General features: G+C 71.9%; 13 protein-coding genes. 5 read left to right on the forward strand and 8 right to left on the reverse strand.

Annotated elements, in window-relative coordinates; genetic code table 11:
- The coding region (gene ureA / locus WDV06_RS32470) for an urease subunit gamma (protein WP_395513402.1) at nucleotides 1–638 on the reverse strand (638 nt) is incomplete at its 3' end.
- Nucleotides 639–794: 156 nt separating this feature from the next.
- On the opposite strand from ureA, the gene WDV06_RS32475 reads away from it, so the two are divergent.
- Nucleotides 795–2,243, forward strand: a complete 1,449-nt coding sequence (locus WDV06_RS32475; protein WP_395513403.1) for a cytosine permease — start codon at nucleotides 795–797, stop codon at nucleotides 2,241–2,243.
- Nucleotides 2,244–2,295: 52 nt separating this feature from the next.
- On the opposite strand, the gene WDV06_RS32480 is transcribed toward WDV06_RS32475, so the two are convergent.
- The 5 genes from WDV06_RS32480 to WDV06_RS32500 all read right to left on the reverse strand — a co-directional run bounded on the left by WDV06_RS32480 (nucleotide 2,296) and on the right by WDV06_RS32500 (nucleotide 6,704).
- Nucleotides 2,296–2,727 carry a hypothetical protein gene (locus WDV06_RS32480; protein WP_395513404.1) on the reverse strand — a complete coding sequence of 144 codons (432 nt, stop codon included), beginning with the start codon at nucleotides 2,725–2,727 and terminating at the stop codon, nucleotides 2,296–2,298.
- Nucleotides 2,728–2,984: 257 nt separating this feature from the next.
- Nucleotides 2,985–4,070, reverse strand: a complete 1,086-nt coding sequence (locus WDV06_RS32485; protein WP_395513405.1) for a branched-chain amino acid aminotransferase — start codon at nucleotides 4,068–4,070, stop codon at nucleotides 2,985–2,987.
- 228 nt (nucleotides 4,071–4,298) lie between these two features.
- A complete protein-coding gene (locus WDV06_RS32490; RefSeq protein WP_395513406.1) occupies nucleotides 4,299–5,339 on the reverse strand; it encodes a 3-isopropylmalate dehydrogenase in 1,041 nt (346 codons plus the stop codon).
- A gap of 82 nt (nucleotides 5,340–5,421) precedes the next feature.
- Nucleotides 5,422–5,553 (reverse strand): hypothetical protein, encoded by a 132-nt coding sequence (locus WDV06_RS32495; RefSeq protein WP_395513407.1) that lies wholly within the window; start codon nucleotides 5,551–5,553, stop codon nucleotides 5,422–5,424.
- A 257-nt stretch (nucleotides 5,554–5,810) separates the two neighbouring features.
- On the reverse strand, nucleotides 5,811–6,704 hold the full coding sequence (locus WDV06_RS32500; protein ID WP_395513408.1) for a LysR family transcriptional regulator: 894 nt from the start codon (nucleotides 6,702–6,704) through the stop codon (nucleotides 5,811–5,813).
- A 101-nt stretch (nucleotides 6,705–6,805) separates the two neighbouring features.
- On the opposite strand from WDV06_RS32500, the gene WDV06_RS32505 reads away from it, so the two are divergent.
- From WDV06_RS32505 to WDV06_RS32515, 3 genes are all read left to right on the forward strand, one after another.
- Complete coding sequence (locus WDV06_RS32505; RefSeq protein ID WP_395513409.1) at nucleotides 6,806–7,819, forward strand: NADP-dependent oxidoreductase; 1,014 nt, start codon at nucleotides 6,806–6,808, stop codon at nucleotides 7,817–7,819.
- 119 nt (nucleotides 7,820–7,938) lie between these two features.
- On the forward strand, nucleotides 7,939–9,969 hold the full coding sequence (locus WDV06_RS32510) for a phosphocholine-specific phospholipase C (RefSeq protein WP_395513410.1): 2,031 nt from the start codon (nucleotides 7,939–7,941) through the stop codon (nucleotides 9,967–9,969).
- A 439-nt stretch (nucleotides 9,970–10,408) separates the two neighbouring features.
- Entirely contained in the window at nucleotides 10,409–11,110 is a 702-nt protein-coding gene (locus WDV06_RS32515; protein WP_395513411.1) for a nitroreductase family protein, read from the forward strand.
- An 82-nt stretch (nucleotides 11,111–11,192) separates the two neighbouring features.
- Here WDV06_RS32515 and pruA read toward each other — a convergent pair whose 3' ends face one another.
- Nucleotides 11,193–12,824 (reverse strand): L-glutamate gamma-semialdehyde dehydrogenase, encoded by a 1,632-nt coding sequence (gene pruA / locus WDV06_RS32520; protein WP_395513412.1) that lies wholly within the window; start codon nucleotides 12,822–12,824, stop codon nucleotides 11,193–11,195.
- Nucleotides 12,825–12,854: 30 nt separating this feature from the next.
- On the reverse strand, nucleotides 12,855–13,781 hold the full coding sequence (locus tag WDV06_RS32525; RefSeq protein ID WP_395513413.1) for a proline dehydrogenase family protein: 927 nt from the start codon (nucleotides 13,779–13,781) through the stop codon (nucleotides 12,855–12,857).
- Between the two features lie 199 nt (nucleotides 13,782–13,980).
- On the opposite strand from WDV06_RS32525, the gene WDV06_RS32530 reads away from it, so the two are divergent.
- A partial coding sequence (locus WDV06_RS32530; RefSeq protein WP_395513414.1) for a PucR family transcriptional regulator occupies nucleotides 13,981–14,859 on the forward strand: 879 nt, incomplete at its 3' end.

The raw sequence follows: 14,859 nt of genomic DNA on the forward strand, positions 1-14,859 counted from the left end.
TCGGCCTTGGCGCCGGGGGCGTCGAGCGGGCCGTCGACCAGGCCCGCGAAGCCGATCGCGATCCGGTCGCCGCCGATGGGAACCAGGCCCACCTCGCCCTCGCCGTGCGGGTCGAACCTCACGGAGGAGCCGGCCGGGACGCACAGCCGCATCCCGTAGGCCGCGGCACGGTCGAAGTCCAGGCGGGGGTTGGCCTCGAAGAAGTGGAAGTGCGAGGTGACGCTCACCGGCACGGAGGCGGTGTTGCGCACCCTCAGGTGCACGACCGGTTCCGGCTGGGGGGCTCCGGGGCCGGGGACGACCGCGCCCGGGGCGTCGTCGCCGAGCGGGGCGGCGCCCTGGATCGGGGACGAGACCACCGCGAGGCGGGATCCGTCGTCGAACACGGCCTCCACGTGCACCTCGGTGACCACGTCGGCCACGCCGGGCAGTACGTCGTCGGGGCCCAGGACGCTCCGGGCCTCCTCGATGGCCTCGGCCAGGCGCTTGCCGTCGCGCGCGGCCTCGCAGACCGTGTCGGCGATCAGCGCCGTGGCCTCGGGGACGTTGAGCCGCAGGCCCCGGGCCCGACGGGCCCTGGCCAGTTCCGCGGCGCTGCGCAGCAGCAGCCGGTCGCGCTCCGTAGGGGTCAGCCGCACGCCGATCCACCACCTTTTGAGTCGATGGGTTAGAGCATCACTCTAACTCTTCATTTCTCGGCCGGGAAGCATTGACCTCGGAGCAGGGCTTGAGTCACATTGAGTGTCGCTCAAACGAATAAACCCCCACCCCCGCCGTGCCAAGGGAGTCCCCCCATGCCCATCGAACAGCGCGGAGTCGACACCATCCCCGAAGAGGAGCGGACGAGCGGTCCCCGTGACCTGATGTCGATCCTGCTCGGCTCCAACCTCTGCCTCGGCGTGATCGTCTTCGGCTGGCTGCCCCCGTCCTTCGGACTGGGGCTGGTCCCCTCACTCACCGCCATCGTGACCGGCACCGTGGTCGGGATCGCCTTCACCGCGCCGCTCGCGCTGGTGTCCCTGCGCACCGCGACGAACCTGTCGACCTCCAGCGGAGCGCAGTTCGGCGTACGGGGGCGCCTCGTGGGGTCGATCGTCGGGCTGCTGCTCGCGCTCGGCTACACCGCGCTGACCCTGTGGATCGGCGGTGACGTGATGGTGGGCACGCTGACCCGCCTCGTCGGACTTCCGGACAACGGCCTCACGCACTCCCTCATGTACGGGGTGCTGGCGGCGTTCACCGTGATCGGGGCCGTCTTCGGATACCGGCTGCTGCTGCGCATGAGCAAGGCGCTCTCGATCGTCATGGTGCTCCTGCTGGCCCTCGGCGTCTACGCCTACGCCCCCGGCTTCACCACCGCCGCCCCGCCGGACACCACGTACCTGCTCGGCTCGTTCTGGCCGACCTGGATCCTCGCCGCCGTCGCCGCAGGCCTGAGCGGCCCGGTCGCCTTCATCACCCTGCTCGGCGACTACACGCGCTACGTCTCCCCCCACAAGCACAGCTCCCGCAGTGTCTACTGGGCCACCTGCGCGGGCCTGCTGGTCGGCCTGCTGGTCCCGCAGCTCTTCGGCACCTACACCGCGCTGGCCGCCCAGGCCGGGGCCGACTACGCCGGACCGCTCGTGGGCGCCGCGCCCTTCTGGTACCTGGTGCCGCTGCTCTTCGCCGCCGCGGCCGGCTCGGTGGGCAACGCCGGCCTGATGCTCTACTCCATGGGCCTGGACCTGGACGCCATCGTGCCCAAGGCCACCCGCACGAAGGCCACCGTGATCGCCGCGGCCGTCGCCACCACGTTCGTCTTCTTCGGCTCCTTCGAATGGAACGTCCAGTCGGCGATGACCTCGTTCGTCCTGCTGCTGACCGCGATCGGCACCCCCTGGGCCGTGATCACCCTGATCGGCTACGTCCGATGTCGCGGCGCATACGACGCCGACGCGCTCCAGGTGTTCAACCGCCGGGCCCGCGGCGGCGTGTATTGGTACAGCGGGGGCTGGAACATCCGCGCCACCGCCTCCTGGGCGGCGGGCGCGGTCGTGGGACTGGCCGCCGTGTCGACCCCGGTGTACGAGGGCCCGCTGCTGGCCCTCACCGGTGGGGTGGACTGCAGCTTCGTCCTGTCGGGGGTGGTCGGCGGCCTGGTCTACGGGGCGCTGACGTTCCGGACCGCGGCCGCGCCCGGGACCGGGACCGGGCTGGCGGCCGCGCCGGCGGCCGACCCGGTCGTGGTGGCCGCCGACTGACGGCGGCGCACGACCACGGACCCCGGGGCGCCGCGCCCCGGGGTCCGTCGCGTCAGCGGCACTTGAGCGAGTCCGCCGACTGCTGGACCGCGGTGTCGACCGCCTGGATCTGCGGCTGGAGCTGGGTCAGCGCGTCCTTGCCCGTGGTGTCGCCGGGCAGGTTGTCGTAGCTCTTCTTGAGGTTGTCCGTGGCCTCCTGGACGGCTTCCCGCTCGGCCGACTTCATCGTCTGCTTGCTCTCCTTGACGTTCTTCCAGTCGGTCTGGACGGCGTCGACCGCCTTCTGGATCTGGTCCTTGGTGGCCGTCGCCGGGTTCAGCGCCTTGAGCGCGGCGTTGTCCGACTTCAGCTGGACCAGGTTGGTGCACAGCTCGGCGGCGGCCTTCGAGGCCTCCTCCTGGGGAGTCGTGTCGTTACTGGAGCACGCCGAGGCCCCGAGCACGACGGCCGCGCACAGCAGGCCGGAGGCAACGAACCGCTTCATGGGGATCCGCCTTTCCGCCGGCCCCAGCGGCCGGCGCACGAGAGAACCACCCCCGGAGGGGTGCGCCGCACCGCCCGGGCCGGTGCGGGAGCCGGATCGGCGGGCACCGTCAACGTCCCACGCCGGTGGACCCCCCGCACGTCCGCGGCGCCCGTACGGGTAGGACCGGCCCCGCCGCACCGCCGGGCCCCGGACATGCGCAACGGGGCCCCGGCCGCAAGGCCGGGACCCCGTCGGGCGGACGGTTCCGCCGTCGGCTAGCCGAGCGGGTGCATCCAGCCGTGGGTGTCGGCGCGGTGGCCGGTCTGGAGGTCCAGGAGCGCCTTGCGGAGCTTCATCGTGACCTCGCCGGGCTCGCCGTCGCCCTGGGTCCAGTTGGCGCGCTCGGACTTGACCGAGCCGACCGGGGTGATGACGGCGGCCGTGCCGCAGGCGAAGACCTCGGTCAGCGTGCCGTTCTCGTTGTCGCGCTTCCAGTCCTCGGTGGAGATGCGGCCCTCCTCGGCGGTGTAGCCGAGGTCGCGGGCGATGGTGAGGAGCGAGTCGCGGGTGATGCCCGGCAGGAGCGAGCCGGTCAGCTCCGGGGTGACGATGCGGTCGCCGTACACGAAGTACAGGTTCATGCCGCCCATCTCCTCGATCCAGCGGTGCTCGACGGCGTCCAGCCAGACGACCTGGTCACAGCCGTGCGAGGCAGCCTGGGCCTGGGCGACGAGGGAGGCGGCGTAGTTGCCGCCGGTCTTGGCGGCGCCGGTGCCGCCCTTGACGGCGCGGACGTACTCCTCGGACAGCCAGACGGAGACGGGCTTGACGCCCCCGGGGAAGTAGGCGCCGGCGGGCGAGGCGATGACCATGAACAGGAACTCGTTGGCCGGGCGGACGCCCAGGCCGACCTCGGACGCGAACATGAACGGCCGCAGGTACAGGGAGGCCTCGCCGGAGTTCGGCACCCAGGCGCTGTCCTGCTTGATCAGGGCGTCACAGGCCTCGATGAACAGCTCGGTCGGCAGCTCGGGCATGGCCATGCGGCGGGCGGAGGCCTGGAAGCGCTCCGCGTTGGCCTCGGGACGGAAGGTGGCGACCGTGCCGTCGGGCTGGCGGTAGGCCTTGAGCCCCTCGAAGATCGTCTGCGCGTAGTGCAGGGTCATGTTGGCCGGGTCGATCGACAGCGGCGCGTACGGGACCAGCTCGGCGTCGTGCCAGCCGCGGCCCTCGGTCCACTTGATCGTCACCATGTGGTCGGTGAAGTGGCGGCCGAAGCCGGGGCTGGCCAGGATCGCCTCTCGCTCCGCGTCGGACAGCGGGTTCGAGGAGGGCTTGAGCTCGATCGTGGGCGTCGTCATGAGTGCTTGTCCTTCACCGTTGTGTATGGCGGACCGCGCTCATGCGTACGTACCAGGACGTCCGAGCTTCCCCGTATACCGCGGCCTCGCGTTCGATTATCGCGCGCGGGGGGTCTTCGGTGAAACGGGGTGATGCGGCCCACGGGAGATGGTGGCACCCGGGGCCGTACAGGAGAAGCCGCCGGGTGATGGTGCGTACCCGGCGGCTTCCGTGGTGGCGCTGCCGGGTCAGCCGGCTACTCGCGCGGCGAGGGCGTCGCCGATCGCGTCGGTGGAGCGGAAGGTTCCGTCGCGCTCGGCGAGGTCGGCGGAGACGGCCTCCTCGATGCGTACGGCCTGCTCCTCGTAGCCGAGGTGGCGCAGCAGGAGGGCGACGGACAGGATCGTCGCCGTCGGGTCGGCCTTGCCGGTGCCGGCGATGTCCGGGGCCGAGCCGTGGACGGGCTCGAACATCGACGGGAAGGCGCCGGTCGGGTTGATGTTCCCGGAGGCGGCCAGACCGATCCCGCCGGTGACGGCGGCGGCCAGGTCGGTGAGGATGTCACCGAAGAGGTTGTCCGTGACGATGACGTCGAAGCGCTCGGGCTGGGTGACGAAGAAGATCGTCGCGGCGTCGACGTGCAGGTAGTCGGTGGTGACCTGGGGGTACTCCTGGCCCACCTTGTCGAAGATGTTCTTCCACATGTGGCCCGCGTACACGAGGACGTTGTTCTTGTGGACCAGCGTCAGCTTCTTGCGCGGGCGGGAGGCGGCCCGCTCGAACGCGTCACGGACCACGCGCTCCACACCGTAGGCGGTGTTGACGCTGACCTCGGTGGCGACCTCGGCCGGGGTACCGGTGCGCAGGCTGCCGCCGTTGCCGGTGTACGGGCCCTCGGTGCCCTCGCGGACGACGACGAAGTCGATGTCCGGGCGGCCGGCCAGCGGGGTGGCCGTGTTCGGGAAGAGCTTCGAGGGGCGCAGGTTGATGAAGTGGTCGAAGGCGAAGCGGAGCTTCAGCAGCAGACCGCGCTCCAGGACACCGGACGGGACCGACGGGTCGCCGATGGCGCCCAGGAGGATCGCGTCGTGGTGCTTGAGCGCTTCGAGCTCGGCGTCCGGGAGCGTCTCGCCGGTGCGGTGCCAGCGCTGGGCGCCGAGGTCGTATTCCCTGGTCTCCAGCTTCACATCCTGGGGCAGGACCGCGGTAAGGACCTTGAGGCCCTGAGCCACGACTTCCTGGCCGATGCCATCACCGGGGATCACTGCGAGATTGATGCTGGTCGACATGGCGAAACCGTACTCCTTGTCCCAGCCTTCGGGCATATCGCGTCCACCATATGGACGCGATATGCCCGGAGGTCCGAGAGCGTCAGTGGCCGGTCGAGCCGCCGTTGTCGCGGCGGTCCAGGGCGCGCTGCAGGGCGGCCGCCGCGTTCTTGCGGTGGTCGTCCGCCGGGGAGGAGTGGCGGACGCGGCGGGAGGCTGCGGTGGTGGGGGTCATGATCGACTCCTTGAGATCACGGCGTGGCGGGGCCACGGATGAGGGGTTCCTTCAAGGCGCCGGAAGAGGCGGGGAGCCGTGCGCCGCAGGGGTTGCCTGCCAGGGGCGCGCGCTCACGACCGCCATTCGCTGGATGTGCGAGACGTTCGGCTCCTACCAAGCTAGGGCAGGCACGGCCGTCTGTCTCCGCAATTACTCGGACTTCCTAGTATCTGAGATGCGAAACCCCTCGGAAGGCCTCTCCCGTCGCTCCGGTTTCAGGCCGATACAGCCCTGAGTTCCCTGATCAGAGCCCTGATCGCAAGGGTGGAGGCGGACTCCGCTGTGGTGACGTATCCCACCTGCCTCACCGGCCTCTGAGGCCCCAGGTCGGTGATCTCGACGGAGTCGGCGGCCTCGCGGAGCGAGAGCTCGGGCATGATCGCCATCCCGAGCCCCCGGCCGACCATCGTCAGCACCATCGCGTCGTCCTCCGCCTTGACCGTGGCCGCCGGGATCCAGTCCTGGGCCGCCCACCACCGGCGGGTGTAGGAGCCGCAGTTCTCGTCCCAGTCCAGCAGGGGCAGCGACTTCGGGTCCGGGTGGCCGGCGGGGTGCACCAGTGCGTACGCCTCCCGGGCGAGCACCCCGGTCAGCAGCCCGGGCGGTACGTCGCCGGGCGCGCCCAGCGTCGCGATGCCCAGGTCCGCCCGGCCGGCGGCCACCTCACCCGCCGTCCCGGCGCCGAGCTCGCGCACCACCCGCACCTCGGGCCGGAGCCCGGGGTGCAGGGCGGCGAGGCGCTCCAGCGCGGGCGGCAGCAGGTGCAGGGCCGCGCTGCGGAAGGCGGCGATGCGCAGGGTCCCCTCCAGGGCCCCGTCCGCCCCGCCCCCGGCGGCGGCCCGGCCGGCGGCGCGGGCCTCCGCGCCGAGGACCTCGTACAGCCGCAGGATGCGCCGCCCGAGGGCCACGGCCCGCTCCCCCGCCGGGGTGGGGCGGGCGCCGGAGCGGCCGCGCTCGAACAGCACCGCGCCGACCTTGCCCTCGCTGCCGCGCACCGAGTGCGAGACGGCCGACTGGCTGATGCCGAGGACGCCTGCCGCGGCGGAGAAGCCGCCCGTCTCGGCGACGGCGACCAGCACCCGGAGTTCCTGCGGGGCGAGCTCGGTCACGGGGGTTCCCACCTCGGTGTATGAGCCGCCTTCATGGATGTGCGGCTTCCATGAGGGCAACCCCCTGCCCGGCCCCGGGATTCCTTCCTACCGTCGTCGCCATGAACGCCGACACCGCTCACGCCGTCCACCAGATCGCCCGCCCGACGGGTTTCCCCGTCGCCTCCGACTTCGCGTACGTCTCCTCGCCCGTCCCCGAACCCGCCCCCGGCACCGCGCTGGTGGAGAACCTGCTGCTGTCCGTCGACCCGTACCACCGGGGGCTGATGGACGGCGGCGAGGGCGGCTTCGAGCTGAACTCCCCCCTGGAGGGCCGGTCGGTGGGCCGGGTGCTGGCCTCCCGCGACCCGGGCCTGGCGGAGGGCGACCTCGTCTTCCACCGGGCGGGCTGGCGCACCCACGCCCTGGTCACCCTGGGCGTGGACGGCACCCGCAAGCTCCGCGGTCACGAGGGCGTCCCGCTGGAGGCGTACCTGTCGATCCTGGGCGGCACGGGCCTGACCGCGTACGCCGCCCTGACCCGGACGGCGGTGCTGCGCGAGGGCGAGGACCTGTTCGTCTCCGCCGCCGCGGGCGGCGTCGGCACCGCCACCGGGCACATCGCCCGGCTGCTCGGCGCCCGCCGGATCATCGGCAGCGCGGGCTCCGCGGCGAAGGTCGCCCACCTCACCGGGGCCCTGGGCTTCGACGCCGCCTTCGACTACCACGACGGCCCGGTCGGCGAGCAGCTGGCGGAGGCCGCCCCGGACGGGATCGACGTCTACGTGGACAACGTGGGCGGGGACCACCTGGAGGGCGCGATCGACTCCCTGCGCGAGTACGGGCGGATCGCGTGGGTCGGCGCGATCTCGATGTACAACGGCGACCGCTCGCCGGCGGCGCCCCGCAACCTCTTCGAGGTGGTGCACAAGTCCCTGCGCCTGGAAGGCGTATTGGTTCGAAACCACACCAATCTCCAGGACGAGCTGGAGGACTTCCTGGTCCCGCACCTGCGCAGCGGCCGGGTGGGCACCGACACCACCGTTGTCCAGGGATTCGAGCACACGGTGGAGGCGTTCCTGGGCATGCTGCGCGGGGAGAACCTGGGCAAGATGCTGGTCCGCACGAGCGGTTGATTCCGGCCAGCCGGATGTTCACCGTTTTCTTACCGCACGGATGTAGACCTTTGCGGCGGCCGCCGCCACGCTTGCCGTCAATGTGCCAGCGGGGCACTTGAGTTGGAGGCGAGCAGCCAGTGACACCCATCAGCCGCAGGGGTTTCGTGGGGATCGGCGCCGGGCTCGTGGCGGGGGCGGCCCTGCCCGCCGCCCTGCCCACGACGGCGGCCGCGGCCGCGGCGACGGGCACGATCACCGACGTGAAGCACGTGGTGGTCCTGATGCAGGAGAACCGCAGCTTCGACCACTACTTCGGCAGGCTCAAGGGCGTCCGCGGCTTCGGCGACCGCGCCTGCGGCAACATCCCGGGCGGCTGGGGCACCTTCAACCAGCCCAACTGGGGCGGTCGCCAGTACCCGTGGAAGCTGTCCGCCACCCCGTCCGCGGGCGGCGCCGACAGCGAGACCCTGGCCCAGTGCACCGGCGACCTCCCGCACAGCTGGACCTCGCAGCACGCCGCGTGGAACAACGGCCGGATGGACAACTGGGTCGCCGGTGTCGGCAAGACCCACACCCTGGGCCACCTGGAGCGGGCCGACATCCCCTTCCACTACGGGCTCGCCGACAACTACACCGTCTGCGACGCCTACTTCTGCTCGACCCTCAGCGCCACCGGCCCCAACCGCACGTTCCTGTGGAGCGGCAAGGTGGACGCGGGCAGCAAGGACGGCGGCGAGGAGTCGGGGCTGACCTGGGAGACCTACGCGGAGGCCCTCCAGCGCGCCGGGATGACCTGGAAGGTCTACCAGAACGCCCAGGACAACTACGGGGACAACGGCCTGGCCTACTTCAAGAAGTTCACCGACGCCAAGCCCGGCGACCCGCTGTGGGACCGGGGCATGGCGTCGGTCCCCAAGGTCACCGGCTCCACCCCCGACGACATAGCCGCGGCGATCCGCGCGGACGTGGTCGCGGGCACCCTGCCCCAGGTGTCCTGGGTGGTGGCGAGCGAGGCCTTCTCGGAGCACCCGTACGCCCCTCCCGGCGACGGCGCGCACTTCGTCGACCTGGTCTACCGGGCGCTCGCCGCGAACCCGGAGGTCTTCGACTCCACGGTCCTGTTCCTCAACTACGACGAGAACGACGGCTTCTTCGACCACGTCGCCCCGCCGGTGGCCCCGCCCGGCACCCCGGACGAGTACATCGACGGCGTCCCGATCGGCCTGGGCTTCCGCGTCCCCATGCTGGTGATGTCCCCGTGGACCAGGGGCGGCTGGGTCAGCTCCGAGGTCTTCGACCACACCTCCGTCCTGCGCTTCCTGGAAAAATGGAGCACGGCGCTGGGCACGCCCGCCCTCTGCCCCAACATCAGCGCCTGGCGCCGCAAGGTGACCGGCGACCTGACGGGCGTCTTCGACTTCGCGCACCCCGTGTACGGGGTCCCCGCCGGCCTGCCCTCCACGGCGAAGGTCATCGGCCAGTCCACCTGCGGCCCCCTGCCCAACCCGGTGCCGCAGGACAACGCCCTGCCGGTCCAGGAGCCCGGAACGCGTCCGGCGCGCGCCCTCCCGTACCAGGTCAACGGCAACCTGGACCGCTTCGAGTTCGGGCCGATGGGCAAGATCCTGGCCTGGTTCTCGATGACCAACCAGGGCCCGCAGGCCCGGCAGGCGGCGCACTTCTCGATCCACCCGCACCAGTACCGGGACACGGCGGCCTGGCAGTACACGGTGGATCCCGGAGCCACGTCGTCCGACTACTTCTCCATCGGTCTGGGCGCCGGCTCGGGCAAGTACGACATCTCGATGTACGGCCCGAACCGCTTCCTGCGCCGGTTCATCGGTGACGCGACCAAGCCCGGGGGATCCCTGGAGGTCGCGGCCCGCTACGCGGTCGAGCCGGGCACCGGCAAGACGGCGATCTGGTTCAAGATGACCAACGCCTCGGCCGCCCCGGTCACCTTCACCATCCGCTCGAACGCCTACCGCTCGGACGGCCCCTGGACCTACACGGTGCCGGCGAACTCCTCCCGCGAGGACTTCTTCAACGCGGTGGCCTACAACAAGGGCTGGTACGACTTCACGATCCTGGCCGACTCCGACGGCACCTGGTCCCGCCGCTACACGGGGCACATCGAAACGGGCGCGGCGAGCATCACGGGCAGCTGACCCCGTCCGGCGGCGGGCAGGCCGGGCGGGAAAGGCCGGAAACACGCGGGGCCCGGCCCCCGTGACGGCCCGCCGCGGGGGCCCCGGCGCGCGGCGCCCGTCCCCGCCGAGGGGTTTCCGCAGGGGCTCCGGCGCCACCGGCCGCGGCGCCTGGTCCGGCCCCCGCCCGCCGCCGCCCCGCAGGTCGACGCCGGTCCGCGGCCCCCGGCGGCCCGGGTGGTCCACCTCCGGACGGCGGCCCGGCCGGCGCCGCCGGAACACTCCGGCGGGCCCGGCGACAGCGCCCGGGCCGGCCGGGGGCGCACCCGTACGGGCCGTCGCCCCGCTCCGCGAATCGACCGACGTTCGCCAGCGCCATAACCCCCATCCCCCCACACAACGGGCGTGGGCCGCTGCCGCGACCCTGGCCTCAGGGGTGTCACCGCGTGAAGATCTGCGCATGTCGCCAGAGACCCAGCAGTGGACCCCCACCCATGGCCAGCCCTACCGGCCCGTCGCCTACCGTCCCGCGCGCATGCCCGGCCCCGAGTCCCTCGCCCGCGCGGCGGAACTGCGGGCCCGGATGGACGAACGGCGCACGGTGCGCCACTTCTCCCCCGACCCCGTGCCCGAACAGGCGGTCCGCGACGCCATCGCCTGCGCCGCCACCGCCCCCTCGGGAGCACACCAGCAGCCGTGGACGTTCGTCCTGGTCAAGGACCCGGCGATCCGCCGGCAGATCCGCGCCGCCGCCGAACAGGAGGAGCAGATCTCCTATGACGGCCGGCTCGGCGACGAATGGCTGGCGGCCCTGCGCCCCCTCGGCACCGACGCCGTCAAGACCCACCTGACGGACGCCCCGGCCCTGATCGTGGTCTTCCAGCAGCGCTACTGGCTCGGCCCCGACGGCGACAGGCGCAAGCACTACTACGTGGACGAGTCGGTCGGCATCGCGGTCGGCATGCTCCTGACGGCCCTCCACCTCTCGGGCCTGGCGGCGCTCATCCACACCCCGAGCCCGATGCGCTTCCTGAGCCACGTCCTGGGCCGCCCGGAGAACGAGAAGGCCTTCGCGGTGATCCCGGTGGGCTACCCGTCGGACGACTGCGAGGTCCCGGACCTCACCCGCAAGTCCCTGGACCAGGTCCTCTTCGAGGTCTGACCGGGACGCCCCCGCAACTGGGACCGCCCCCGCTCCGGGCTTGGGGGTACCGGAGCGGGGGCGGGGTTCAGCGGGGGGCGGGTCAGCCCATGTGGGGGTAGCCGTACTCGGTCGGCGGGACCAGGGTCTCCTTGATGGAGCGGGTCGAGGTCCAGCGCAGCAGGTTGGACGCCGCGCCCGCCTTGTCGTTGGTGCCCGAGGCACGGCCGCCGCCGAAGGGCTGCTGGCCGACGACGGCGCCGGTCGACTTGTCGTTGATGTAGAAGTTGCCCGCCGCGAAGCGGAGCTTCTCCATCGTGTCGGCCGCCGCGTAGCGGTCCTGGGCGATGACGGAGCCGGTCAGGGCGTACGCCGAGACGTTCTCCATCTGGGCCAGCATCGCGTCGTAGTCGGCGTCGTCGTAGACGTACACCGCGAGGATCGGGCCGAAGTACTCGGTCGTGAAGACCTCGTTCTCCGGGTCCGTGCACTCGATGACGGTCGGGCGGACGAAGTAGCCCTCCGAGTCGTCGTACGTGCCGCCCGCGACGATCGTGCAGGTCGGGTCGGCCTTCGCACGGTCGATGGCGGCCTTGTTCTTCGCGAAGGAGCGCTCGTCGATGACCGCGCCGATGAAGTTCGACAGGTCGCGGACGTCACCCATGGTGATGCCGTCGACCTCGGCCGCGAACTGCTCCTTGAAGCCGTCGTTCCAGATCGAGGCCGGGATGTAGGCGCGCGAGGAGGCCGAGCACTTCTGGCCCTGGAACTCGAAGGAGCCGCGGGTCAGGGCGGTCTTCAGGATCGCGCGGTCCGCGGACGGGTGGGCGACGACGAAGTCCTTGCCACCCGTCTCGCCGACCAGGCGCGGGTACGAGCGGTACTTCTCGATGTTGTTGCCGACCGTCTTCCACAGGTACTGGAAGGTCTTGGTCGAGCCGGTGAAGTGGATGCCGGCCAGCTCGGGGTGGTTCAGGGCCACCTCGGAGACGGCGATGCCGTCGCCGGTCACCAGGTTGATGACGCCCTTGGGCAGGCCGGCCGCCTCCAGCAGCTCCATGAGGAGGACCGCGGAGTGGGTCTGCGTCGGGGACGGCTTCCAGACGACCACGTTGCCCATCAGGGCCGGGGCGGTCGGCAGGTTGCCGGCGATGGCCGTGAAGTTGAACGGGGTGATCGCGTAGACGAAGCCTTCGAGCGGGCGGTGGTCGCTGCGGTTCCACACGCCGGCGGAGTTCGCGGCCGGCTGCTCGGCCAGGATCTGGCGGGCGAAGTGGACGTTGAAGCGCCAGAAGTCGACGAGCTCGCAGGGGGTGTCGATCTCGGCCTGCTGCGCGGTCTTCGACTGGCCCAGCATGGTGGAGGCGGCCAGCTTCTCGCGCCACGGGCCGGCCAGCAGCTCGGCGGCGCGCAGGATGATCGCGGCGCGGTCGTCGAAGGACATCGCGCGCCAGGCCGGGGCGGCGGCCAGGGCGGCGTCGACAGCCTCCTGGGCGTCGGCCTGCGTGGCGTTGGCGTACGTGCCGATGACCGACTTGTGGTCGTGCGGCTGGACGACGTCGAAGCGCTCGCCGCCACCCATCCGCTTGACGCCGTTGATCGTCATCGGGAGGTCGATCGGGTTCTCGGACAGCTGCTTGAGCTGGATTTCGAGGCGCGCGCGCTCCGCGCTGCCCGGGGCGTACGAGTGGACCGGCTCGTTGACCGGGGCGGGGACCTGGGTCACAGCATCCATGGGGCGATAACTCCTTGACCTGGTTCTTGGCTAGTTCTTGGTGATCATCGAGCGGAGGAAGAACAGCAGGTTGGCCGGCTTCTCCGCGAGGCGGCGCATGAAGTAGCCGTACCAGTCCGTGCCATAGGCCGTGTAGACCCGCATTCGATGACCCTCGGAGGCGAGCCGGAGGTGCTCCTCGCTGCGGATGCCGTAGAGCATCTGGAACTCGTACTCGTCCAGCTTGCGCCCGGCCTGCCGGGCGAGCTCCTGCGCGATGGAGATCAGGCGCGGGTCGTGCGACCCGATCATCGGGTAGCCGTCGCCCTCCATGAGGATCCGCATGATCCGGACGTACGCCTTGTCGATCTCGGCCTTGTCCTGGTAGGCGACCTCGGCGGGCTCCTTGTAGGCGCCCTTCACGATCCGGACGCGGCTGCCGGCGGCGGCCAGGCGGCGGGCGTCGGCCTCGGTGCGGAAGAGGTAGGCCTGGATGACGCAGCCGGTCTGGGGGAAGTCCCGGCGCAGCTCCTCGTGGATGGCGAACATCGAGTCGAGGGTGGTGTGGTCCTCGGCGTCCAGCGTCACGGTGGTGCCGATGGCGGCGGCGGCCTCGACGACCGGGCGGACGTTGGCGAGGGCGAGCTCGTGGCCGCCCTCCAGCGCCTGGCCGAACATCGACAGCTTGACGGACATCTCGACGGCCTCGCCCAGCCCCAGCTCCCTGAGGCGCTCGATGAGCTCCAGGTAGGCGTCCCGGGCGGCGTACGACTGCTCCACGGCGGTGATGTCCTCGCCGACCACGTCGAGGGTGACCTCAAGGCCCTTGCGGGTGAGCTCCTCGACGATCGGGATGACCTGGTCGACCGTCTCACCCGGGATGAACCGGTTGACCACCGGCTTGGTCACCGGGGCGGCAGAGACGATTCGGCGCATCTTGTCGCTGCGCGAAGCGGCGAGGATCGCGGGACCCAGCACGGGGCACCTCCAACGGGTGGCAGAAGCGGGCATACGGGCGCCGCGGGGGTGTGCTGCGGCCGTAAGGAAAACGCAAGTAAAACCACCGTGAAACCTAAGGATCTCCACGATCCTCTGCCATCGACAGCTGTCACGCATCCGTGTCCCCGATCTCATACATCTGTCTGAAGGGGCGGCGCGCGGGTGGGAGAATGTGCCCGTGAAGGGCGATTACCAGGACCTGGTGGACGAGATCTCGGCGCTGCTCGGCGCCCCGGCGACGCTGGAGAACCGGGACTTCCGCCTGATCGCCTTCGGCGCGCACGACAGCGAGGACGACCTCGCGATGGACCCCGTGCGCACCCGCTCGATCCTGACCCGGCAGTCCACGGCGGCCGTGCGCGCCTGGTTCGAGGCCTTCGGCATCGCCCGCGCCACCGGGCCGGTGCGGATCCCGGCGGCGCCGGACGCGGGGGTCTTCCGGGGGCGGATCTGCCTGCCGGTGCGGTACCGGGGCATCGTCCAGGGCTACGTGTGGCTGCTCGACCGGGACCCGGGGCCGGGCCCGGAGGCCCTGGAGGCGGCCATGGAGGTGGCCCAGCGGATCGGGCTGCTGATGGCCGAGGAGGCGAAGGCGGGCGCCGACCTCTCCCGGGAGTTCCTCGCCGTGCTCACCGCCGGGCGGGGCTGGCAGCAGGACATGGCGGTGGCCGCGCTGCGCCTGGCCCTGGGGGCGGGGGCCGAGGGGCTCCACGCGGCGGTGTGCGTGGCCCCGTGGGCCGGGGAGGCGCCCTCGTCGGTGCCGGGGGCGGCGGCGGTGTGCGTCGTACCGGCCGACACGGCGGTGGCGGGCGGCCCGGCGGGCCGGGACCGGCTGGCGGTCCTCCTGCGCCTGCGCTCCACCGACGCCCTGGCCCCGGCCCTGACAGCGCTGGGCCGTCTCCTGCCCCGGGCGGCGACCGCCGGGCCCGCCGCCGCGGCAGGGCCGTCCCGCCCCGGGGACGCCGCGGCACCCGGGGCCCCGGGCACGGCACGGTCCCCGGCCGGCGGGGCGGCGGGGCCGGCCGGAGTGGGCCGCGCCCCCGCCGCGGGAGCGGCC

Source organism: Streptomyces racemochromogenes, assembly GCF_044129415.1.
In the GTDB taxonomy this organism is placed as follows: Bacteria; Actinomycetota; Actinomycetes; order Streptomycetales; family Streptomycetaceae; genus Streptomyces; species Streptomyces racemochromogenes_A.

What these genes read in the sequence shown, in the direction of transcription:
- WDV06_RS32505 (WP_395513409.1), top strand. Translation starts at nt 6,806, where the DNA reads ATGAACGCCGACACCGCTCACGCCGTCCACCAGATCGCCCGCCCGACG.
- WDV06_RS32490 (WP_395513406.1), bottom strand. Translation starts at nt 5,339, where the DNA reads ATGTCGACCAGCATCAATCTCGCAGTGATCCCCGGTGATGGCATCGGC.
- WDV06_RS32485 (WP_395513405.1), bottom strand. Translation starts at nt 4,070, where the DNA reads ATGACGACGCCCACGATCGAGCTCAAGCCCTCCTCGAACCCGCTGTCC.
- WDV06_RS32480 (WP_395513404.1), bottom strand. Translation starts at nt 2,727, where the DNA reads ATGAAGCGGTTCGTTGCCTCCGGCCTGCTGTGCGCGGCCGTCGTGCTC.
- WDV06_RS32475 (WP_395513403.1), top strand. Translation starts at nt 795, where the DNA reads ATGCCCATCGAACAGCGCGGAGTCGACACCATCCCCGAAGAGGAGCGG.
- WDV06_RS32495 (WP_395513407.1), bottom strand. Translation starts at nt 5,553, where the DNA reads ATGACCCCCACCACCGCAGCCTCCCGCCGCGTCCGCCACTCCTCCCCG.
- WDV06_RS32515 (WP_395513411.1), top strand. Translation starts at nt 10,409, where the DNA reads ATGTCGCCAGAGACCCAGCAGTGGACCCCCACCCATGGCCAGCCCTAC.
- pruA (WP_395513412.1), bottom strand. Translation starts at nt 12,824, where the DNA reads ATGGATGCTGTGACCCAGGTCCCCGCCCCGGTCAACGAGCCGGTCCAC.